The sequence below is a fragment of the Bacillus hominis genome (assembly GCF_030348325.1).
Taxonomy (GTDB): Bacteria; Bacillota; Bacilli; order Bacillales; family Bacillaceae_G; genus Bacillus_A; species Bacillus_A hominis.
Window position 1 is genome coordinate 206,611 of the sequence record NZ_JAUCFS010000003.1, and the last position, 24,839, is coordinate 231,449.

Annotated in this window: 13 protein-coding genes and 6 pseudogenes; 2 read left to right on the top strand and 17 right to left on the bottom strand. The window is 34.4% G+C overall.

From position 1 onward, the window contains the following. Positions 1-288: 288 nt before the first annotated feature. The 16 genes and pseudogenes from QUF93_RS01415 to QUF93_RS01490 form a co-directional block, all read right to left on the bottom strand. Positions 289-768 (bottom strand): annotated as a pseudogene (locus tag QUF93_RS01415) (restriction endonuclease); the annotation flags it as partial. 100 nt (positions 769-868) lie between these two features. Next, positions 869-2,682: pseudogene (locus tag QUF93_RS01420) on the bottom strand (reverse transcriptase/maturase family protein). 593 nt (positions 2,683-3,275) lie between these two features. Then, positions 3,276-3,467: pseudogene (locus tag QUF93_RS01425) on the bottom strand (restriction endonuclease); the annotation flags it as partial. After that, a complete protein-coding gene (locus tag QUF93_RS01430; RefSeq protein ID WP_289375145.1) occupies positions 3,460-4,437 on the bottom strand; it encodes a DUF3991 and TOPRIM domain-containing protein in 978 nt (325 codons plus the stop codon). The gene QUF93_RS01430 and the pseudogene QUF93_RS01425, both read right to left, overlap by 8 nt. A gap of 97 nt (positions 4,438-4,534) precedes the next feature. Next, positions 4,535-7,192, bottom strand: coding sequence for a type IA DNA topoisomerase (locus QUF93_RS01435; RefSeq protein WP_289375146.1), 2,658 nt, complete (start codon positions 7,190-7,192; stop codon positions 4,535-4,537). 147 nt (positions 7,193-7,339) lie between these two features. Beyond that, complete coding sequence (locus QUF93_RS01440; protein ID WP_289375148.1) at positions 7,340-7,528, bottom strand: hypothetical protein; 189 nt, start codon at positions 7,526-7,528, stop codon at positions 7,340-7,342. A gap of 146 nt (positions 7,529-7,674) precedes the next feature. Next, entirely contained in the window at positions 7,675-10,185 is a 2,511-nt protein-coding gene (locus QUF93_RS01445) for an LPD25 domain-containing protein (protein ID WP_289375150.1), read from the bottom strand. Further along, on the bottom strand, positions 10,178-10,453 hold the full coding sequence (locus tag QUF93_RS01450) for a hypothetical protein (RefSeq protein WP_289375152.1): 276 nt from the start codon (positions 10,451-10,453) through the stop codon (positions 10,178-10,180). Before QUF93_RS01450 ends, QUF93_RS01445 begins: the two co-directional genes overlap by 8 nt. Before the next feature lie 42 nt (positions 10,454-10,495). After that, positions 10,496-10,939, bottom strand: a complete 444-nt coding sequence (locus QUF93_RS01455) for a hypothetical protein (protein WP_289375154.1) — start codon at positions 10,937-10,939, stop codon at positions 10,496-10,498. 3 nt (positions 10,940-10,942) lie between these two features. Next, positions 10,943-12,133 (bottom strand): MobP2 family relaxase, encoded by a 1,191-nt coding sequence (mobP2, locus tag QUF93_RS01460; RefSeq protein WP_289375155.1) that lies wholly within the window; start codon positions 12,131-12,133, stop codon positions 10,943-10,945. Continuing rightward, a complete protein-coding gene (locus QUF93_RS01465) occupies positions 12,126-12,386 on the bottom strand; it encodes a hypothetical protein (protein ID WP_002151030.1) in 261 nt (86 codons plus the stop codon). Before QUF93_RS01465 ends, mobP2 begins: the two co-directional genes overlap by 8 nt. A 259-nt stretch (positions 12,387-12,645) precedes the next feature. Continuing rightward, positions 12,646-13,542: a hypothetical protein gene (locus QUF93_RS01470; RefSeq protein ID WP_289375156.1), complete on the bottom strand. Its 897-nt coding sequence runs from the start codon at positions 13,540-13,542 to the stop codon at positions 12,646-12,648. A gap of 21 nt (positions 13,543-13,563) precedes the next feature. Continuing rightward, positions 13,564-14,142, bottom strand: a complete 579-nt coding sequence (locus tag QUF93_RS01475; protein ID WP_289375158.1) for a YddI family membrane protein — start codon at positions 14,140-14,142, stop codon at positions 13,564-13,566. Positions 14,143-14,169: 27 nt separating this feature from the next. Further along, positions 14,170-14,646 (bottom strand): annotated as a pseudogene (locus QUF93_RS01480) (C40 family peptidase); the annotation flags it as partial. A gap of 110 nt (positions 14,647-14,756) precedes the next feature. Next, positions 14,757-16,580: a reverse transcriptase/maturase family protein gene (locus tag QUF93_RS01485; RefSeq protein WP_289375160.1), complete on the bottom strand. Its 1,824-nt coding sequence runs from the start codon at positions 16,578-16,580 to the stop codon at positions 14,757-14,759. Positions 16,581-17,160: 580 nt separating this feature from the next. Further along, positions 17,161-17,755 (bottom strand): annotated as a pseudogene (locus tag QUF93_RS01490) (lysozyme family protein); the annotation flags it as partial. Between the two features lie 49 nt (positions 17,756-17,804). Between QUF93_RS01490 and QUF93_RS01495 the strand changes: the two are divergent. Beyond that, positions 17,805-18,014, top strand: a pseudogene (locus tag QUF93_RS01495) (hypothetical protein); the annotation flags it as partial. 1,558 nt (positions 18,015-19,572) lie between these two features. Here the strand turns inward: QUF93_RS01495 and QUF93_RS01500 are convergent. Continuing rightward, positions 19,573-21,264 carry a hypothetical protein gene (locus QUF93_RS01500; protein WP_289375161.1) on the bottom strand — a complete coding sequence of 564 codons (1,692 nt, stop codon included), beginning with the start codon at positions 21,262-21,264 and terminating at the stop codon, positions 19,573-19,575. A gap of 1,872 nt (positions 21,265-23,136) precedes the next feature. Between QUF93_RS01500 and QUF93_RS01505 the strand changes: the two genes are divergently transcribed. Beyond that, positions 23,137-24,834: a helix-turn-helix domain-containing protein gene (locus QUF93_RS01505; protein WP_289361209.1), complete on the top strand. Its 1,698-nt coding sequence runs from the start codon at positions 23,137-23,139 to the stop codon at positions 24,832-24,834. Positions 24,835-24,839: the final 5 nt, after the last annotated feature.

Genomic DNA, 24,839 nt, shown 5'->3' on the forward strand with positions numbered 1-24,839 from the left:
TTCTAGGAAAGCGCCTTATTGAACAAAAGCACCTATTAATTATCAAAACCTTATCAAGGTTAAAATTAAAATAATTTTCTGTCTTTTTACTTTCTCTAAAAACCCTAAAAACGCATGTAAAGTCCGTTTCCCCCTTTACATGCGTTTTTATAACAAATACAACTTATTGCATTGATAAGTACATCAAAATCCCATACAACCAAATCTGAAGAGTCGTTTTTTAGTTAAACTGATTTTTTTCATGTATTCTTTAAACAAATGAAAAAAGAGCCGGATTTTCATCATAGCTCATGTATTAATTGGTTCTGTATGTGTACATGTAGGATATTGAGAACAACCAAAAAACTTATTTCCTGTTTTATTTGAATTACGAATCACTAAATCATGCTTACATGTTGGACATTTCCGTTCTGAAGGTTTTACCCCTTGATATACATCTTCAGCCGTATATTCGGGATTAATTTTATTAATCAATTTCTGAAGTTCTACACGATCTATTAGTTTTACATTACAAGCTTCCGCTAATTCTTTTGCTTGTCTTGTATATACACTGTTTGTTACAACCCAGCCCTCATGTGCTTTGTAATAGGCTTGTGCTGCATATATCTCTTGTACGGCACTGATGCCGACTCTATTTTTCATCCCGTATCGTTTCGCCTGGATTACAATACGATTTTTCCCCTTCAATACCAGATCCGCTCCGAAATCATTTGACTGCTTTGTGACTGTTGGAGAATAACCCAACTCTCGAAAGAGAGCTTTTAGGTAGGGTAAGCACCCAGCGCCTTTCTGTATTTCTACAGGAGGTTTCCAAGAACTCCCCTCCGAACCGTACGTACACCTCTCAATGTATACGGCTCTCCACTTATCAATCTAGCTTTCCATTATGAATGTCTCTATGGCATTTTAAACAAACTACTAAAGTTTTTCGTCGTCTTGCTATCATTCTTTGTTCCCAACGTTTTTTACCTTTTAAGTCTTTTAATTTTCTTACATGGTGAACTTCAAAAGGTTTTTCCTCAGTCTTACATATTTCACATGTTTGAGCTTCTAGCCTTGATATAAGGCTTGTTCTACCTTTATATTGCATTATAGTTGGGAGATAGTCTGTTTTCATTTCTGTTACTGGCCTCTTTCTTTTGAAGCCTTCATTATATAGGAATCTTATCTTTTCCTCGCCTTTTACAATATATTTCACGCCAAATTTCCCATTGATTGAGTATTTGTCAATTATTTTCCTTTTAGATTTTCTGTACTTAGAAGCAAAAGTCTTATACATACTATACTCCATCACATATTTGAATTTGTTTAGTACACAAGCGTTATTAGCAATGCAATAGTAGTTATATAATCCTCTAATTTCAGCGTTATACGTGCTAAGTATTTCTAAGTCATCCAACCTTATAAGAGTATTTCTGTGCAGGATTTTCCATCGACCGTCAGGTCTAATCTTTAGGGCACCTTTTTCTAATAGAGAGCTCACCCACTTTTCGTTAGGAACGTATATTTTTACACCGCCATTATAAGTCCTTTTAGGAATTCCATTTTTATCTTTTTTTATTGCTGAGGATCTTTGTACGGTTAAATCATACCCTAGGAATCTAACCTTTTTTTGCTATTTGTAACTAGTGTTTTTTCCAATGATAAATCCAATTTAAGCTCGCTCTTTAAATAGTTAGCAAAGTCTTTTTTGACGTCCTCTGCATTCTGTTTGCTACCGATTATCCCAACAATCCAATCATCGGCGTATCTGACATAATTAAAGCGTCTAAAATTTCCATCCATTGGGTCCGTACAGTTCATACTACTTAATATTTTTTGTTTCTCCCTTATGCTTTTTAACTTTTGTCTTCGTTGTTCCTTAGATAGGGAGCTCCAATTTTCATTTAGCCACTTTCTTTCATCACTGACTTTGTACTGAATCCTCTTGTACTCTATAGGCCTTCTTCTTTTAGTAGTTTGTGAGTCAAATATTTTTTTATATTTTTCCGCATATTTATCTAGCTCGTTTAAATAGATGTTGGCTAATAAAGGGCTTATAATTCCACCTTGCGGTACCCCACTATACGTCTTGTGATATCTCCAGTCTTCAAGGTAACCTGCTTTTAGGAATTTCCAAATGAGATTAATAAATTTTTCATCGTCGATTCTTCTTCTTAATATTCCTATAAGTGTGTGATGGTTTATATTATCAAAGAATCCCTTTATATCTCCTTCAACAAACCACTTCACACCAGTAAATCGCCTCTGAATTTTTATTATTGCTGTATGACAGCTTCTTTTCGGTCTAAAACCATGTGATGTTTCCAAAAATTGTGGCTCGTATATACTTTCGAGTATTAATCTCAATATTTCTTGTACTAGTTTATCATCGAAAGACGGAATTCCTAACGGTCTTTTTCCTTGTTTTACTTTTGGGATATACACTCTTTTAGCAGGGTGTGGTCGATAAGACTGCTCTCTTAATTCTTCAATTATGTTTTGTATTCTTTCGATACTCATTCCATCAATAGTTTTTCCATCTGTACCTTTAGTCAGATTTCCTTCTTTGGCATTAATCTTGTGGTAAGCTAAAAGATAAAACTCTATGTTGTATAAGTTCCTATACAGTCTTTTGTACTTATACTCAGTATTGTTTGCCTTAGACGCTAGATTGCTTAATACATCATGTGGATTTCTCATGAAGCCTCTCGCTCCTTCCATAATTGTATTAAACTAGATAAGCTGTTCCCCTTCGCCATGTAATAGGCTTTCCCCATTTCAGACTACTACGGGAACTCCGTTACCTTATTAGATTTTCATGAGCCACATATCTTGCTTATTACACTTGATATCATCCTCAATAGCCATTTTCTATGGCACTCTAACTTAGGTAATCCCCATTTAGTACTTCTGCGGACATAGCAGTATTGTGATATCGGATGTGACTTTCGTCCTTTTCCATTTATTATGGCTAGGAAACCACGGACACCTACTGTACAAAGGTTGTCTATCTGAACCCTGTACCATGGTTTTATTTCGTATCAGTTACCTTTCGAAATAGACTTCGATATGCCCCCTTGGACTATCATTCAAGCAGTTTAGCTTTCATCCTTGTTCACAACGGTTTCATCTTGCCATTCAGTCGTGCCGTTGGTAACTAGGCAACTTATGGCTTTACCAACATGCTACACTCCCCAATTTGGTTTCCCTCATGGATAAGTTGGTTGATGATAGGTTTGTTGGGTGTCTATACCTACTACTTGCTAAAGCAGATTCCCCAGAAGCCCTTATGGGCGCACGTATACTTCGAATTGATGGCCGTCCATTTTGTCTATATAGCGAATACCGGACTTAGCCATTCGCTTTAATATTCTTCGCTCCTGGATCTTCCGGTACATGAATTTACAAATATGAAAAAGAACATAAAGGATAAAACCATAAATCAAAATCTGTAATATGTTTGGCGTTCCTGGTAGATTAGACACTTCTCTCCACCTCTTTAATTGGTTTCATTTTCTTTGGTTGAGCTGTTTCTTTTACCTGTTGCTCACTCACTTGTTTCTTCCGAACATCGTTCCAATCTTTTTCATTCGTTGGAATATCCTCTTTAAGATCTACAAAGCATTTCATCGTCTGAATAAAGTCTTTCCCGGCTTTATCGTTATCAACTGCCATAATGACCTCTTTAATATCGTGCCCTTCTTTTTTCGCATCCATTAAAGATTGAATCACTGTTTTTGACTTCAATCCATGCATAGAAACCAGGCGAGCATTTTGTATCTTATTTTGCTTGATACTCCAGTGAGATAACATATCAATCGGATCTTCATAAAAATAGATTTTATCCGGCTTACCTACATCAACTGTAAAACCCACATTGATTTTTTCATAATTCGGGACAATTTGTTTAAAGCTTCCTCTTTTATTCTCCATTTTGACTGTACCTTGACGATTCATTCCAATTACTTGCCCTTTGCCGCCTTCTTCCTTCCATTTGAACACCACATTATTTTTCTTATCCTGGGCGATGAGATCCTTTTTAATCAACCAGTTCACCAAGCGAGGATTTATTTTCCGTTCATCAATTAAATATCGCTTGATCTCTGTTTGTTTCGGCACCTCTAAGTGTTTTGGATAGATAAATGGCTGCTGTTCTTTTTTGCGTTCTTCTTCAGCTTTTGAGCGATCAAACTCTTTGTAATCCCCTTTATTTATATCTAATACGGCTTGTGGAAATGTCATTTCATAGTACATCATCGCAAAGCTAATCGCTCCATATCCCTTCTCCCCTCGACTATTCCAGGCGTATTGATTCCCTTTAATAATGAGACTGTCATGCTCTGTATGACGGTAATAGTTTCCTTCTTTTTTAAACGTTTCTCCCTTTGCTTCCAGATATGAAATCAAGTCAATGTTTCTTGCTTTCATCGCATCCTCCGTACTGACATGTGCCATTACGGAATCCCCCCTTTACTCTATAAAATGAAATAAAAAAGAGGACTATTCCGTTTCCTAGTCCTCTTTTGCTACTTATAGTTGATACATTTCATTTTTATTTGCCGAATAAGAATTTTAATCGCTTCTCCTGTACGCTGTATGATAAACGAGCGTCAAATTTCTTCCCATTTTTATTCGAGATAAACCCTTTAATCTGATCTGTCACATTCTTTTCTAATAACTTTTTCACATGGTTACTACTTAGATTTTTACCAGAGAATGTACCAAAAATAATGAAGTCACAGCCTTTTTTGTATTTCTCACATAAGTAGTTACTTTTCCCTACAAGAACTCTACTCTTACATAATGGACATTTGCCAATTGTACGATCTTCAGTCGTTGGAAAACGGAATTTCAAACTTCCGTCCGCTTCCATATAGATAGCTGCCGTAAATTCTCCCTTTTCCCCTTCAAAGCCATTTATAAAATCAGTCGTTTTATACTGAATCAGCTTTTTCATTTGATTACCAGGGATTGCTTTCCCTTTCATCTTTGCTGGTAACATAAAATCACATCCGTTTTTATGCTCTGTGCATCCATAAAACGTTTTGTGATGAAGGATTTCTCCTTTTTTACATTTTGGGCATTTACCAAATGACAGCTCCTCTTGTGTGGGGAACTGAAATTTGATATTCCCTTCATGTAACACTAGATAAGCGGAAAACTCCTTCTCATTGGACTTAAATCCTTTTAGAAGATCTGTTTTTTTATCTTCAAACAGCTTTTTCGCTTGCGGCTCCGGAATCGCTTTTTCTTTAATTTTCTTGGGTAAGGAAATTTCACATTCTGGATAATTACTGCACCCATAAAAATTACCTTTATGAAGGATTTTCCCTTTTCTACAAGGGCATTTGCACACCTCAATTTGCTGATTCCAAGTATTAATAATGTTATCCGACACTTTATCATCCATTGCGCCTAATTGTTCCACCGTATCCTTTACAAACGTATTTGTTTTTTCCACAAACTCTTCATAGTTCATTTCTTTCTTTTCAATCATGTAGATCATCCCTTCCATTTCAGCCGTATAAGCTGGATTTTTGATTTCATCTACCGGAAAAGCATCTATAAATGCACGACCAATATGAGTGGTTTGAATCTGATTATTGGTAACATCAATATAGCTTCGCTCTAACAGTTTTGGGATAAATGTTTCTTCCGTTGCGACTGTCCCAATCCGTTTTCCTTTCATCAGTTCTTTCAAATGTTCATCATCCAATTTACGTCCTGCCGTTTCCATAAAGGTTAAAATGGAACTTTCCGTATGATAGGCTGGTTTCTTTGTTCGGGACTCAATCAAGTCATACTGAACGATTCTGAAAGAATCTCCCTCCTGTAAAACAGGGATTTGAAATGCCTCAACTGATCCCTCTTCTATATCCTCTTGAAACACACTTAGAAACCCTTTCTCTTGTAGGATCTTTTCTTTTGTACTATATGTGTTGCCCTCTTGATCTATAAAGTGTACTTCTCTTACCAGGTAGATTGCTGGTTTCATAAAGTTCCCGATAAATCGTTTTACAATTAAGTCATATAACAGTTTTTCTAATGGATTTCGGTTGGTCCCGACATATGATTTTGTTGTTGGAATGATTGCAAAGTGACTACTTACTAGCTCATCATTAAATGTAGTGTGTTTTTTTGTGATAGAAGATGGGATTACTTGTTGTACTAGGTTTGCATAGGAGCTTTTTTCTAATGCTGCCATTACTTCTTTCACTCGTTCCACTTGTTCTGTAGGTAAGTGTCTGGATGAAGAACGAGGATACGTGATAAAGCCTTCTTCATACAAACTCTGAATATGTTTTTTTGCTGTTTCCGCATTTATCTTCAGCTTGGCGTGTGCATCTTTGTAGATGTCCGTTAGGTTATATAATAATTTTGGTTTCTTTTTTCTCGTACTTTCTTTAAATTCCGTTACGATTGCATTCGTTCCTTTCAAGCTATCTCCAAGTTTTTGTAGTGGGGATGGATCTATCAGTTGATCTTCGGTTGTCATCACCGGTGATAAGCCATTTTCGGTTAGTAGCTTCAAATTGTAGTAGGTTTGTTCTTTATAATTTTGGATAGCAATTTCCCTTTGACGGATTTCATTTAAGATACACATTTGAACACGACCAGAAGCCAATAAGAATTGATTTTTTGCTAATTTGGATGTACAGCCCCTTGTAACATTAATGCCTAGAATATAATCCAGGTATTGCCTTGCTTTAGCGGATTGTGCAAGCCCGTCATAGTCTTTTCCTGGTTCTAATCGGTTCAACGCTCCCTCTAATTCTGCGGCCTCATAAGAAGAGATAAAAAGACGAGATTCTCGCTTGTTCACACCTGCATATTCATATAATTCACGATAGATAAGCTCACCTTCTCTATCTGCATCACAGGAGTTGACCACATAATCTACATCAGGACGATTTAACAGCTTAACCAATATTTGAATTTGTTCTAGACAATCCGACTTCTCTTTATATGTTGGCTCTAAAATAATAGGCAAGTGATCAAATTTAAATTCTTTGTATCTCTCGTCCATCTCTTCTGGATGTTTTAACTCTAATAAATGCCCACGGCACCAACTAATAATGTAATTTTCATTTTCATAGTATCCGTAATACGGCTTGCTTCCTGGATATTTTTTTGAGTTTCTAAATCTAGGTGATTTTAATAATTCAACAGCTACCTTCGGCTTTTCAGCAATAAATAACGTTTTTCCCATAAGTAGTATCTCCTATTAATCTGCAATTTCAGTTTTACGCTTCCATTTCTTGATTCTCAGCTTTTTCACGATTCGGTAACCGAATAACAACAACATGTTCAAAAAGACAGCTACAAGGAACATACAGCCCGCAAAACAGCCACATATTCATGACATGACTTTCCATTCTAGTTCCTTCTGTAAGAACACATATAATGGTTTTTGTTCCGACAGCATTTTACGTACGGCTTGAATTTCTTCATTAGATAACGAAATAAATATAAGTTCTTTTGGATCTCCTTTTTCTGCCCAAACGCCCTTGTAATCAATGTCTACGATTTCCACAATGTTTCCCATTCTCTTTCACTCCTTTCGTTCTACAAACAAAAAAGAGGGCTTTTACATGTACCCCCTTTCATTTCTAGACATAAAAAAATCACTTTCCGTTTTCTCAATTGAGTAACAAAAAATGATTCAATCTGGTTTTCCTGTTATAAAATTTTTCATCGTTCCATTTCCATTGTTTCTTTTTTCCTACTTGATTTTTTTATAGCCTTCGACTGGTCTACATTGCCTTGTGCAATAGGCTCTGGGTCTTTGTTTTTTTCTTTACTATTCGTTTGTTTTCCGTTTAATGGCTGAAATTTTTTATCTCCATTCATTTCCTTTGAAGTTGTAGATTGATTCACCGTTATTCCTTCTATCCCAAGCTTCTCATCCACCCTGTTTTCTAATTTTACAACGTGTTCCTGGCTTACCAGCTCATTATCAATCGAAACATACTTTGTTGTATAATAACGCTCTTCAGCTTTTACACGAGTGACAATACTATCGATATTATCTGGTGTTTCTTCATATTGTGAGCGTCTGTATGCTTCGTATTTCCGGCTTAAATCCTTATCTAAGGTAGTTGACTCTTGTTCTTTTGAAGGTTGAATTTGTTGATCTAAGGAGGCAATAGGTGCATATCCTTCCTTTTTCATTTCTTTATACAATTCCACTTCTTTTTCATTAAATGAGTAATCTTTTTGTCCCTCCGCTTTATCAACTAAGAGTCCATATCGTTCATCTTTTACAATTTCATCTAGACTCATATTTGCATCCTTTTCATAAACAACAAATGACAAATTTCCTCTTCCATCAAAGATAGAACTTTGAACCTTTTCATATAAATCTGGTTTCAAAATGTTATCTAAATAGACATTTTCTCGTTTCCCGTTCTTCTCCATTAATGAAACATATAAATCTTCACGATCTGTTTTATCTTGATTCCATACCGATAAATAATTATTATCTTTCGTAACACCGTCCATCATGTGTATTCTTGCAAGTTCTTCATCTTGCATACCGTTTGCTAACACTTCAATTGTAACTAGGTGATTGGGTGTCTCTTTCAAGTTTTCTAGTGTACTTTCCTGTGCTTTTTCCATCGGTATTTCTTTGTTATTTCTATAATTCACTACTTCATCTCGTAACGCTTGTTTCACTTCATCCGATAAATACCTTTTCTCGTTTAATATCTGTTCATACGGTGTCTTGTAGTCCCCATCCCCCATATCTAAACGATCCATTCTCACAAGCTCCATTCTCCCAAAATCTCTATCTACTTCTTTTGGAATGGCAATATGATAACGAGTTTTATCATATGGTACGTATTCATCTCTTTCTCTTGCTTCCTCTTTTGCTTTTTCAATATTTGTAATGACTTCAGCCATTTTTTCATTGGCCTCTCCAAATGGGATTAATTGATTGCCTTTAAAATTTTCGTTTTCGCTCCACTGAACTAACATGGTTGGACGATTTATTTTGTCCTGATTTAGTGCTGCATACTTTTCTTGATTCGCCTCGTTAAATGCATCAATAAACTCTTTATCACTCAATTTTTCTGCACCTTCTACAGGCTCAAACGCTCGATTTCTATCTACTTGTTCCCTTAGCTCTGCAACGGAAACAAGCTCTTGTGTCGTATTACTTAAACTCATGTATTCGACCAATAAAATATTTTTTTCATCCTGTTTTTCATTTTTATTTGCCATACCTTCCACCTCTTTTTCATTTGTTTTTTCTTTTTCCTTTTCTAACGTGTTTTCAATTGTTTCAATAAATTCAATCGAAGTTTCATGTACTTCTTTTAATAACTTCGTTTTATCTTTCATTTCTTTTCCTTGTGTCCAGCTCGCTAAATAACCTAATGAATATTCGCTTGTATCAATCCCGAAATAAGAAGAAACGGCATAAGCGGTCATCTCTGCTTGAAACTCTTTTTCTGGTGCTGTGTAATTCATATGTGTCTCTGCTGTATGAAGTTTGGCATGTGCTAATTCATGAAGAAGGGTTTTTACATTTTGCAATTCACTGTTTCGTGGATTCAAGGCAACTTCTTTTGTTAAGGTGTAACTAACCCCCTTTGCGACCCCAAGTTCTTGCTTCGGCTCAATAATTTTCACACCGTTCTTTTCCGCAACAGCCTCCATCCCTCTGTACAAACTCTTGTAATCTTTTACGCTTCCTTCTAGCCAACGATTCGGAAAAATACGTGGCAAATCTTCCGCTTTTGCGTTCGTCTGCGACACATCAAACACATGGCCAACAGCAAAATATAAACGACCAGGTTTCACTTCTACGCTTTTAGATTCAATTTGCTTTTTCTCTTCCTCATTTGCTTTAGTTACTGTTTTCCAAGTGCCTTGTTTGTCTTTAAATTTCGCTATAGTTCTGTTTGGAACAAGGATCTGGATTCCTTTCTCGCCCTTCTTAACCGCAAACCCTTTTTCTTTCCAAAAAGAAAAGGAACCAACTGCCCTGGCTCCTTCAAATTGACTCTGTATTAATGAAATATTAGATGGTGAATACTGATAAAACTTTGCCATAAACGATAAATAATCTTTTAAGTCTCCCGGTGTACGAAAATAGCCTTCTATGCTTTTTTCCATCTTTTTTGTTAAAGCTTGCAACGCTTCTTTCTTTTCTTCTGGTGATTTCGTTTGATATTTTTTCTTATAATTTTTACTCATGATCTTCTCCTACTCTTTCGCTAGCTCTTTGCAATTCCTCCATGTCTTCTTCATTCCATCTTTCCGTTGTATCAAAGAAAAGCTCATGAGTTTTTACGTTAACCGGAACTAACATATTCTCTTGATTCATAACATGAACTGCAAGTTCTTCCTCTTGTTCTCTTGTAATTTTAATTGTTAATTCTTTATCTTTTACAAGTAAAATTAGTTCACCTTCTCCAATTGCTTTAATGACTCCTAATGCGATATCTTCATGAAATAATAACATCCTACTAACCTCCTATTTTTTTATAAAAAGAAACAATGTAGCTTACGTTACATTGTTCTTTGATGCCTCATGATCTATACGTTTTTGTCTAGCATGATTAATCCGTTCCGCTACAACTTCCTTTGCCATTTTCACGCCACCGACTTCTATTTTATCCGTAGTAATAATGCTCTCTAAATCTAAGTCATTGGCAAAAAAGTAACCATTCATTAATTCAATTAAAACTTGTGTATTCCTATCCGCACTATTTGCACCAAGACGAATTTTTGTTAGCTCACTTTTTAATATGTCATGAAGATTTTTAGAAACAACTTCTGAAATATAATTCAATGACCATTCTGTATTTTTTGATGCTTGATGTTCCATACAAATTTTCGATATGGCATCCCCAGGATGTGTAATATTATTCTCCTCCATATACTCTTGAACATAATGATGGACGTTTTCACTCAATGATAACTTCATTCGTACTTTCTCATTCCCCATAATCTAACCCCTTTCGTTTTCATATGCATTTTCCCTTTGCATCCGCTCATAATACTTTTGGTTTTTCCAACTTTCATATTCACTTTTAAAAGCACGCTCCACTTTCTTCATAGAATACTGAATAGATACATTCTGTTGAAATTTTTGAAACGGCTTTGATTTTTTCATATGATGGATTCTCTTTTGTTCTTTATCATATGCCTTCATTTCTTGTAAAAAGGCGTTCCCCATTCTTTTATACAAGTCATTAATTTTATTCGTCTTGTAATTTTCATATTGCTTCTTATCATACTTGCCTTCCCCGTATGCTTCTTTGAAAACTTGCACTTCTTTATCTAACTTTTGAAGAAACTGATCGTAATCTTTTTTATGATGATGGTGAATATATCTTCTGCTTAATTCATCAATTTCCGGCTTCAATGGCTGAATTGTATTGTAGCTATATTGCCATTGTCTTTTATCACTTGGTAACTGTTTATAAATTTGTAAAAACAACGGTTTCAAATGTTGATTGCGCCAATCAAAAACCGAATCCTCTTTTTTACTTCCTACCATATTGTTTCGAATCAGATCATTAATTTGTTTTTGTTCTTGCTTACGATCTAACAGATTATTTACGACTTTCCCCCTCATCGCATCTAATGTTTTGGGTTTTCTTTTTCCACGTTCTCTCGTTGGAAATGGTTCAACAGTTGCTACATGAATATGAATGTTATCCGTGTTAAAATGAATGGCTGCCGACCAGGTAGAACTTTTTTCTAACCCCTCTCTTTTTTGCATTTCTTTCATCGCAAGCCGTGTCACATCCATTAACTTTTTTTCATCCAACGTCTTTGTCTTTGCATCATAAATGCCTTGTTCCTCTAGCCAAGGATTATGAAAAGAAATGACATCCTGCCACATAATACTTCCATTTTCGTGAGCGGTTTTAAACATTTCCTTTAAGGATTTTTTCTCACTTTCTGTTAAACGATTTGCGTGTTCCGTAAACAGTGCCGATGTCTTTTCTGGATTTCCCATATATTCTTGATACGTTTCAAACATTTTCGGATTCAGCTTCACTTCACTTTGTGCTTCTTCCCGGTCTACATACTCAATATAGTTCTGAAATGCATCCGAACTTGGTAGCACAAATTTTGTTTTTAAAACAACACCCGGTGTACTGGAAGATTGAACAGGAACCACATTACTCATTTTCATCATCCTGCATCATCATTTGAATAAACTCATTCATTTTTTTCATTTCTCCATAACAATCATTCATCATATGGATGTTCTTTTGGATGATATTTTCTAATTCCATTTCTCTTTTATTTTGTTGCTGAAAAAATGCCAGCATTTCAATTTGGTCTTTCAAAAATTTCTGTCTGGATAATCCTTTCCTCTTTGCAATTTCGTCTATTTTCTTTACGGCAATTGGATCTACTTCTCTAATTCTAATTTCCACTTTTCCCTCTCCTTTCTGCAAATTTGGGTAGAGATCAAAAAATAGTGAGAAGAGCATAAGGGGTTTTTGTTCCCACCTAGGGTGTGAAGCTAGGCGGAGCCTAGCAAAACGATGGGAACAAGAAAACCTTCTAGGTGTAGACTCACTCACGACACAAAATCTTCTGATGTAGACTCACTCACGACTCATTTTTTCGTGATGTGGACTCACTCACGACACGAAATCCCTTGATGTAGACTCACTCACGACATGACTTTTTTCAGTTTTTATTAATTTCTTGCGCCTTTTGCTCTAATTTTTCGATCTTATCTCGTGCAATTTTTTGTTCTCCTTTAAACAATTCAACGTTCTTTTCTGATGATTTTATTTTGGATTCTAGAGATGCTATTTTCGATTGCGTTTCCGTTTTTTCCGCTTCGGTTTGGTATTTCATTTCATCTTTCAGTTCTTTTACTTTCTCAAAAACTATCTTCCCATTTTCTTCTTCAAGCTTGATTGCTTTCCCATAATTTTCGATCTTTGTTTCAATATCTTTTTTGTCTCTTTCTATAAAATCTAACTCATATATTTTTTTATCTTCAGCTAACAATTCATCATTTACTTTCGTCTTTCTTTGATCGGTAAAAATCGTCTGAACAAGTTTATTTGGACTCTTTGCACTTGTATTTTCTTCTTCGTATTCGTTAACATCTTGTGTAAACTTCCGAATATCCATTTGTTCTTTTTCACTGTTTTTATTGTAAATATCTAAAGCTAACGCTCCCCAATTTGGAGATAATTCTTGGACTTCTATCACGTAATTTCCGTTCTCTTCATACAACACTTTGACAGGTAATTGAACACCTGGTTTTCCTTTTTCTTGTGCCTTAAACGTAAAGCCAGTTTCCTCATATCTTTCTATCCGAAATCGAAGTTCTATAAAGTTTTTATGTGGATTATACTCCCTTTGCTCTACAATCAATTTCCCCATCCCGGACAGCTTGATTACTTTATTTGTTTCCGTATGGAATAGTTTTTCATCGTTCGGCATGTAAATTTTAGATGTCAAGAAAGCGAAAAAACCGAAAAATAGAAAGCTGATAATTGCTAGGTAGATCCATGACTTATTTCTTCTCAAATTGATTCTTTCACTCTTTTTACTGATTGCACCTATCACACTCTCACCCCACCTTTTTTGTTATAAAACTTTTATATTGAGTTCTTCTACACTTGTAACTCGCCATGTTTCCTTTTCTTTTTTCAAGATAATTCGTAACACACTTTTGACTTTTTCTTCTCGATTTTGCGTTGAATCAGTCGTGACGTTTATAAATTCAGCTAACACATTTACTTCCTCTTGATCGGGTTCATTTTCTTGTAAATAAAACTTCATTTCTATTGGTTTCGTCTTATAGGTATCCCCTAATTCGTATTTATCAGTGGGATAGAATTGTTGTAAAAGTTCTTCACTCATAATGGATTTTGCTTTTTCTTTCCGCTCATTATAGCCTTCTTTTTCTCGATGAAAGGATAATTGAATAAACGTTTCGGCTGTCGATAAATACGCCCTTCTCTGTTGTTCTTGTGCGGAAGGAAGCACCTTATCAAGCCGTTTTTTTAAGTCTTCATTTTGTTTTGTTAGTAATTCATTTGAAAATTTTAACTGTTTTTCTTTACCATCACTCATTGATTTTTTGCTCAAATAGATATTAAAAGCTGTCACACCTACAACTAAAATGACAAACACAATAAACAAAGATTTTCGTTTATCTTTCATTCTTTCAGTCTCCTATTCTTTTGATTTTTAGAACCTTCTTACATGACCAGTAAATACTTTTTTCCAATACGGATTATTTAAATCTTCAATAGCTCCCCCTTTATTCGTTTGGCAACCAATGAAGTGATCCTTATCTATAACCAGACCGACATGCCCATCTTTTTTATAAGTATCAAAAAATATTACATCACCAGCTTTCATGTCATTTGGTGATATCTTCTGGCCAATTTGTACTAATGAATCTGTGTTAACATCTGTTACAGGTCCTAGCTCTCTACCTACTTGCTTAAATGCCCAATGTACAAAACTTGAGCAATCAAATATATTCCTATCAATTTCCCATTGCTTTCTTCCCCCACCGAAAACATAAGTACTTTTTCCTATCAATGGACGACCAACATCTACAACTTTTACACCGCTACTTCCTCCGCTTCCGGAATTTCCTCCACCACCAGACACGACAGAACCCGGCTGATAATATTTCAAAACCGCATCAACGTACAAGTAGAGTAAGCACCCAACGCCTTGCTACATTACTGTAGTAGGTTTTTAAGTGCTCCTCCCCGAACCGGACTTACATCTCTCAATGTATCCGGCTCTCCATCTGTCTCCCGCTAAACCTCTCCTTTGTGCCTTTTTACGTGGCACTCTTTACATAACGCTATGGTTTTACGATTCCTTGAAACCATACGTTTCTCTAGAAAGGAATTGTTCGGCTTATTTTTAATGTCTTTCAATCTTTTTACGTGGTGCATATGAATTGTGGTATTCGTTTTCCCACACAATTCGCATTGTTCGGCTTTGATTCGATCAGAGAGTTTCGTTTCACTTAACACATATTTTGTATCTGGAATTAAATCTAAGTTCGCTTCTTTTGACTGTTTCTCTCGTGGAAAACTACGTTCAATAAAATGAGTTTGCTTTTCTCCTCGAGATGTTTTATATGTGACAGTAAATCGTCTGTTTTTCTCATAACGTTTTCGAATCTCTTTTGTTTTAACTCTATACTTAGATGCAAATGTTTTTAGCATAGAGTAATACATGAAGTAAGCAAAACGATGCATATGATTACTCACGTTTTCTGCTAGCCGATAATAGTTATACAATCCTCTTATTTCACTGTTATATTGAGCGACAATCTCTAAATCTTCATTATGAATGAAGTATCCTCTTTCTTTGGGCATCCAAGTGCCATCGGCACTCATTTTGATAGCTTGGTATTTCTTCAATTTGTTGACCCAAGCCTCATGAGGCATTTTTAATTGAACTTTTCCATTAAGGTATCTACATACTCTCCCAATCGCATCTTTTCGAGGTGCACTTCCTCTAAAAACACGAATATTGTAACCGAGAAATCCTGCATGTTTTTCAGAAGCATGGGTAATAAGCGTTTTCTCTGAAGACAATTCCAATTGAAGTGTCTTCATTAGATACTCAGTCAACGTTTTCTTAATATATCTTGCATCGTGCTTTGAACCAATTACACCAATCAGAAAATCATCAGCGTATCTAACATAAGTAAGACGCTTATAAGTTGAATCCATTGGATTACTATATGGAATCGTCTGTAATTCTTTTTTTAACGCTTTAGCTTGTTCTAAATGTTGTTGTGCTTCTTCTTTTTGTTCTTTTTCCAGTGCATTTTTATACTTCCGAATCGTGCTTCTCATTTGAGTATATTTCCGTTGATATTCAGGATTGTTCTTTCGTTTTTTACCTTGATTGAATTGTTGTATATAGTTCATCATGTATTGGTCTAACTCATTCAAGTAGATATTAGATAGAAGTGGACTGATAATACCACCTTGCGGAGCACCGCTAAAGGTATTATGAAATTTCCATTCTTCCAAGTATCCAGCACGAAGAAATTTCCATATCAGTTCAATAAATGCCTCATCTTCAATACGTTTTCTTAAAATGCCAATCAAAGTATGATGATTGATGTTATCAAAAAAACCTTTAATATCCCCTTCAATAAACCAATTGCTACCAGTAAACGTTCTTTGGATTTCTTGAAGTGCCGTGTGACAGCTTCTTCCTTTTCGATAAGCATGTGATGATACGGAGAACGTTGGTTCATATATTGCTTCCAATATCATTCTCACAACTTCTTGCACCAATTTATCCGCAAAACTAGGTATACCCAATGGTCTTTTCTTTCCGTCTTTCTTTGGGATATATACTCTTTTTGATGGGAACGGTTGATATGCCCGTTGCTTAAGGGCTTCTATCAGCTCTTCAATAACTTCTATTGAAAATCCATCAATAGAACGTTTATCTACACCCATCGTGAGTGCTCCATCATTTTTACTCAGATTGTCATATGCAGTGAAATAAAACTCTGGATTGTACAAATTTCGATAGAGTCTTCGGAATTTATACTCTTCCTTCTGACTCTGTCTTTGCAGGTTGCTTAATACTACTTTTGGACTTTGCATGATGCCTTTCGCACCTCCCCAATTTCATTTTTTAAGCGGACAGACTGCCTTCCTTCGCCATGTACTAGGCTTTCCCTAGCTCGGACTACTATGAAGGCTCCGTTACCGTATTGGATATTCATGAGCCACACTTCTTGGCAGTGCCTTGAAGTCATCCTCAATAGCCTTCCGGCATTCCAACTTAGGTAATCCCCGTTTAGAAGACAAGAGACTTGCACATATGGTTTCGGATGCGACTTTCACACGTTTCCACGTATAGTGGAGGATGGTAAATGTCCCTATACATAGCGACGACACCCTTATCGCTATGTCATCTACCACATTCCGTATATAACCATCTTCCGAAATGAGTTACGGTAGCCTTCCTTGTGCTATCGTTCAAGCAGTATAGCTTTCATCCTTATCCATATTTCACATCTTGCCGTTCAGTCGTGATTCGATGATTAATCAACTTACGGCTTTCTTGACATGCTGTTGTCCCCCTTCAGTTTCCTTCCAAGGTTAGTCAAGTGATGATAGGTCATCTAGGGAAGACCTAATGGTTTGCAATCACCATGTTCTCTTGCTCCCTCTCCGGGCGCACTATGTCGCCATAATACGCTTGATACGGTACAGCCTCCGGTCTAAGGCAATGATACATACCAGTGTGAGCTACTTTTTTTGTATTGCTCCTGTGAGAATTTTATGGTTAATTCCTTTGTATATTTACCACCATTTGAAAAAATAAAATCAAAAAAACCAGTACCAAAATTATAGGCTTGTAAAGCTGTTTTTATATGATCCATATCACCAGGCCCAGTTACACCAGCTCGTTCTATCGCATGTTTAAACTCCTGTACACCAGCCCAAATAGAATAGTCGGGATCTGTAATACAATTTGGTTTCTTACAATATTTCGTATTAAATGCACCTTCAGAACTTTGCATGGGATCACTACCACGTCCTCCGCTTTCTTGCATCATTTGAGCCAGCATTAAAGCGACAAACGGTTCCACGCCAAAGTCTTTCGCATGCTTCCGAATCGTAGGTTCCCATTTTAAAACTTCAGGTGAAACATTCATGACTTGCCCTTCACCTGTATACGTAATATCACCCGTTTCTGTTCCACTATCACTTCCCATTGCCGCAATGAAAATACTAACTACTCCAAGTAAAAGAAAAGAAAAAAGACCCATCACAAGTAACGCTAAAGTGATGAGCCATTTCTTTGGTATTATCTTTAAAACAAGATGGGATTTTGAAGAATGTGTGTAATGGTTTCAATTTAATAAAGCCGAAATCAGCAATCCTGCGCATTTCATAAAGATGTTTAATCAAAAATCTAAACAGAATCAAGAACGAAGAAAACGTCATACCCAAAAAACAAGCTCGTTTTTGGGTGCAAATAATAATCGTAAGTTTGTTTTCTATAATTTTTTAGAAGAGAACAGATAAATTTTAAAAAATCCAATGACAAATAACCTTGCTTAAAATAATCATATACAGCAAGGTTATTTGTCATGTCCTTTTCTAGTTTTCTATACTCTTAGTATTTTTCAACATAAAAATCTTCAATAGCCGTACTCGTTTTCTGTGTACTGTTATCAGTTTCCAGGTAACTCTACTATAGAAATTACATTTAATAGATACTGAATATTCATTTATTTACCAATGGATTAACTTTGAAATTTACTAAGCTTAAATCTTCAATAGCTTGTTGTAGTAAGTATGAAAGATCAAAAATTAATTCTAATGTTTTTATTTATTTTAATTTCTAAAACAAGATTTATTAAATATAGTATTCTATATTTTTTGCCATTTTTTCAGGAAGCTTAGCATATTTTCAATATATAAAAAGAATCCTGTGAATTTCTAGCTTATGAAGCTAAACCAAACACTTTATTCATAAAGTGTTTTTAATCTTGGACAGACTTGTTCGACAAAATAAATTGGCTGTTTACTCTGATAAAGGTTTTATCGACTCCTCATGAGTTGTTTGTTCATTTAAGATGATATTGTATTGTCTCTTCTAATTAAGGTCTATATGGATAAACTCAGCGTATAATTGTTGTTTGAGCAATTCATACGTCTCTTCCCTTTAGTTCATACGGATAATGCTTCTATTTTAACTAATTTTCCTTTTCATACTGATTACACACTTTTTTTAAAATAATATCATTAGTATCTCCAAGTATTTAAATTTATTTTTTACTTAGTGCAAGACTATTACCTTTTAAATAATTAAGAGATGTGTATTTTTCGGATAGTATGTTAAAACCTAATATAATATATATCTTTTATATAAAAAGAATATAAAGATAAAACTATTATACTTATGAAAAATGGCTTGCAAATCCAGCAATAACAGTGTTTTTCAAGCTATAGAACCATAAAAAATCGAAAAAAACACTTATTGGAAATGTATTTATTGCGTTTTACGTCACTCTAAAAATACAAAATATCATAAAGTTGAATTACTTAACCTACATATAATCAGCATTATTTTGATGCATAAAAGTGTATTTAAGATTAATGGTAGTCTAGCTTAAATTAATAACATGATTTCCACATACGCTATAAAATAAGCCACATTTTATTAACATTTAGAAGTAAGTTATAGACATAATTCAGTAAATCAACATGATTAACAAAATACATTCTGATTTTAGGTAGATTTATATATGAAATGCTTATAAATGAAGTTTTAAGCTATTTTATTGTACACATTTGGGAAATATTATTCAGATATCCACTGAATTTATATATATATTTATGATTTTTAGTAGATTAAATCCCAAAAAAAGGACGAATGTTCAGAAAAAAGTAAAATGAAATTGTGAATTACTGATTATATTTTAGGACTTTTGTATGGAAGTGTATAAAAAAAGAGAGGTATTCTAACTCAAATTTAAGAATCTCTCTCTTTTTTGTTTGGATAGTACGAATATAATTTTTAATTTCAGCACGAATAGCCCTCCGTCTTTGATTTTTCAAAAAAGGAGAGCATGTAATTTTACATTGCAGGAAGCAGCTGATCTACCGTGTGTGGTGTTTCACTAGTTTTACGGTAATAAGCTTCTAAGGATTGAAGAAAATCGATTAAATTAAAGTCTTTTGGAACTTCAATTACGCGGATTTTTTCCTTAGGTAATCTATCTATTTTTTCAATGAACAGTTCGCGAATATCACTTGGAATATGACGTTCTTTATGGCCATGAGATTTTAATAATTCACGAATTTTAATTTCTAATGCAATATATGCGTTAACATTTACTCCTTGCTCAAAAGCATACTTCCTAAATAGAGTTTCTTCTTGATACTGCATATAATTACGATGGTATGCTTCTTCAGTTACAGGAACAGCATATGTAGCATGAAGTAGGTCATGCGCTTTACAGAATAACTTCTTAACATTTTGTAATGAATATATAGCGAAGTGAGTACCAAATTTAAATACCGCATCTTCTTGTTTCTCTTTCGGCACATTATGTGTAATTAGAGAATAAATACCTGTTTTAGCAGCCGTATCTAATACGCGATATTGAGAAGACTGCTTTAATAATTTGCTTAGTGTATAAACAAGATTTTTAGGGAAACCCTCTTGTCTATCAATCATTTCGCGTAATCCACGAATTACTTGTCGGATTTGACGATGACAGGAATGTTTTAAGACATTTACAAATTGGTTTATATCTTTTGTAAATTCTGCAATATTCATTTCAACTAACGATTCTTCAATGAACTTAGCTTTACGTTTATATGTAAGTCTTGGTGTAAATGGATCGCGATATTCTTCCCCTACTTCCTTATTACACAGGAAATCAGGGTGTACAGATAAATACAGTGTTGTATACTGCTTTTTATTCTTTTTCCCTTTTTCTAATTTGCAAATTTTAAAGAAAGAAGATCCAGTAGCAGTTGATTTAGTTGTTAATTCAGCCATTACAGAACGTATCTGATGTGGGTATTTCTTATGTAAGAAGCGATACATACCGCCAAAATGAGTCTGTTGTCCTTGTTCATCCAACTTATAAAGTGAACGTTTCAAAGTAGTTTCTCGTTTTTGCTGCATTGCGATATCAATAAATAGCTTTTTAGCAGCAATGGATAAATCGAAGAACTCTTTTGTAAATACAATTGGACTGATAAACGTGTAAGGATTCGCTTTATTCGTTTCCTTGTTCATAAAATCAGTTAATGTAATTTTATATTTACCACTGTATTCATTCTCAATTTCAATGATGTTGTGTAAGCTAAGCTTTTTCAACGCAACATAGAATTGTGAATGATGAATATGTGCAAATGCTTCTTTATAATTTTTGTAGTCCTCCCAAAGCATGTGAATGGAAACATGAGAAAGTTCACCATAGGTATTACATTTTTTATGTAGAAATAGAAATACTTCTAGATCTGCATTAGTAATGCCATATAGCTTATGCTTTCTACCATTTGCTTTAGTGAAGAGATTTTTCATTTGAAGTGAAAAAGATGGTTTGGCTTTTTCAACAAACCCTTCTTCGTCTGCGATTCGTTCCTCGTAAGACATTGAATTTACGATATCTTCTAGATATGTATCTTTAAAGCTATAGTATTTGCCTTCTAAAGCTTCCACTAATTTTTGCCACGCTTTAATTGTTACTAATACTGGAGTTGTTGTTTCACCATTTAAACTACGTTTGTTCTTTATAACGAAAGGTTTAGCCATCTTTTTCACCTCCTCTTATTATGAGTTTCAGTTTTTACCTAAATAGGATATAAAAATTCAATTTTGATTATATCAAATCGAATATTGGTGAAATGTGTCCCTTTAAGAAGAAAATCTAAAATGTGAAACGTCGCTTGAGCCTTAGGGGCACAAGGGATTCAACGTTTCACAAAAAAAAACTTTTGGCCACCATAAAGCTATAAGGTATTTTGAATATGAAACGTATCTGAAATTAATGAAACAGCACCTAAACCTTGATATAATAGGTTTTTTAGGGCTTTGGGTTAAAAGTTGTTGCCACCATATAGCTATAACGTTTCAAGTTTTGAAATGACTAAATAATGTGTAGAATTCATTCATAAATGTTGTGGTATAGCCTTTTCATGTTAATTTACGTCAAAGGATTATTGCCATCATATAGCTATATACGTTTCATGTTTTTTTTAGATTGTTGCCATCATAAAGCTATGCCGTTTCATGTTTGAAATCAATGTTTCATTGCGCTTGAAATGTACCTAAACCCTTGTTACATATGGATTCATAGGTTTTTTTAAAAAAAAGTTGTTGCCATCATATAGCTATAGCATTTCATTGGGATTTTTTAGTTTTTTTAAAGAATGGCTTTATATCAATGTTTAGCACTAATTTAAATAAAAAATATTTTTTTTATATGAACAGATTTTAGTGCGTTAATGTTTCATATTTAAAGAGTTGTTGCCACCATATAGCTATAACGTTTCAAGTTTTCAATAGTACCTGCCACAATGTAGCTATGATGTTTCATAAAAGTAAAGGTATTCGTGTCGCTATATGGAATACCGTTAATTCTTGTTAAATGAAATTCAACAATCCATTAGCATTTCTTGTTCAGAACATACTTGCCACCATAAAGCTAAACCGTTTCAAGTTTTCAATAGTACTTGCCACAATGTAGCTATAGGGTTTCATAAAAGTAAAGGTATTCGTATCGAAGTATGAAATACCGATGAATTGTTAGATAAAACCCAACAATTCATCGGTATTTTTTGTTGAGAATATACTTGCCACCATAAAGCTAAACCGTTTCAAGTTTTTAATAGAACTTGCCACAATGTAGCTATGGGATTTCAAAAAAGTAGAGGTATTCGTATCGAAGTATGAAATACCGTTAATTCTTGTTAAATGAAACCCGACAATCCATTGGCATTTCTTGTTGAGAATATACTTGCCACCATAAAGCTAAACCGTTCAAGTTTTTAATAGAACTTGCCACAATGTAGCTATGGGATTTCAAAAAAGTAGAGGTATTCGTATCGAAGTATGAAATACCGTTAATTCTTGTTAGATAAAACCCGACAATCCATTAACATTTTTTGTTGAGAATATACTTGCCACCATAAAGCTAAACCGTTTCAAGTTTTTAATAGAACTTGCCACAATGCAGCTATGGTGTTTCATAAAAGTAGAGGTATTTGCATCATTGTATAGAGTGACTTTCAGAATTTTTTAGATGAAACCGACATTTCATCGATGTTTCTTGATCAGAAAGTAATTGTTATCATATCGCTATAATGTTTTATTTCATTTGTAAGAAAAGGGACAATTACGTTTCACTTTAAAAGTATGATTTACACTATTTAATGCCAAATGGGTTTCCCGCATGGAGATTGTGGTGTAAAGTAGTAATTTTACAAATAAGTACAGTCTTATATAATACAAGTACAAGAATGTTTACTTGATAGGACAAATACTGTTCGATAAATCATTTCTCGATATAGATTATTCTGATAACGTTTCAACTTATATGCTATGTTGCCACCATATAGCTATAACGTCTCAAGTTCTATAATTTATATTTCTAATTGGTGGGAATTTAGTAAGGAGGTTTTTAATATGGAGAAAGTATTAGTGTTGTTTAGCGATGCCCTTTTACTTGCTGCTCCAATGTATGAAAAGAACACGCAGCTATGGGAAAAGTGGAATAGATATTATGAGGAAGTACAAGGAAATCATGACAAAGTAGTAACTTCAGCTAATATATCCCCTTCATTTTCAGCACTTGTCTCTTGGTTAGGTCAGAAACAAGAACAAGGGATTTCATTATTGCACATATATGCAAATCTAGATAAATATAAAATTGAGATTCGAAATGTACTCGATAAAATAATAGAGCAAGAATTTGGAGGTACGTCTGAAGAAGTTGAAACGGCTATAATATCTAATACAGACGTTGAAAAGTTAAAAGAGCATTCAATTGATCTACAAGAGGATTACTATCCTGTAAGTAATGATGCGGTATATTATCAACTACGAGATGGTATAGCCAAGAATCACTTTGAAGAAGATGAAGTAGGAGCAGTACCTGTTTTACCATTAGAAACTAAAAATACAAGCGGAGTTGCTCAGCTATCCTCACACAAGGATGAAGATTTAAGGCTAGTAAACACCAATGAAGCAGAAAGATGGTCAATACTAGTCGATGGTGTTATTAGTAACATGGATGATCTTACCGCAGACTGTTTAGATACAATTACAATACAGTGGTTGAATCAAGCGAAATCTCCAGATGATTTTATTGATTTCAGCTATGAAAATGTACTAGATATGTGTAATATTTCAAAAGCATCAGCAAATGGTATAGAGTATTATCGTGCAGAAGATAAAATTAAAATTGCACAACGTATAGCTGCTTTGGCGAGTATATTTATTTATTTAAATGACGATAATGAAGTCGTGGTTTTAAATGATCGTGCAGAAACTGGTGAGCAATTTGAGATGAAACGTGAAATAATTAAAAGACTTTTCGTTTTAGATTCTGTAGTTCTTTGGAGAGATAAAAATACCAATGATTACGTAGGTATTGAATCTTGTAGAATAAAGCCAGGTAGCTTTTTGTCGATGTATTTATACGGATCTAGTAGCACAACAGCGTTATTATCTAAAAAAGCATTGGAGTATAATAGTTATCGACACAAATTCCATAAGCGACTAATTCGCTATTTATCTTGGCAATGGAGAATTCGACAACAGTACAGTAATTTAAAAAGACCATATTCAATTGATGGAGAAAAAGGACTATTGTCTGTTATGGGGATTAATATAGCTAAGGGACGCCCCCACCGTATTCGTGAGCAATTAGAAAATGTATTAATAGATTTAGAAAAAGAAAAAGTTATTTCACATTGGGAGTACGCTGAGGAAATTGATGAATCAAGAATTGGAGAACGGAACTGGTTTAAGAATTATTACTCAAAATTAGGAATCATCATTTTACCACCAAAAGAGTTAATGGATAATATCGGGAGTTTGGCAAAGAAAAAGGTAATTGATACTCCGGATAAGCAAGAAAATAATATGATTATAAATACGATAACTCATAGTACAGTAAGTACTGAGGAGCTAATTAGAGAGAAAATTATGCACCAACATATGCATCAAAATAGAACAATGCGCGAAATAGCAGATGAGTTAGGCTTATCCCCTGCTACACTATCGAGATTCTGTAATAAGAAAATGAAACGGATTTCAAACAGTGTTAATGATAAGTTAACAAAATGGTATGAAAGACAAATGATAATCGAGTCTATGTAAGCAAA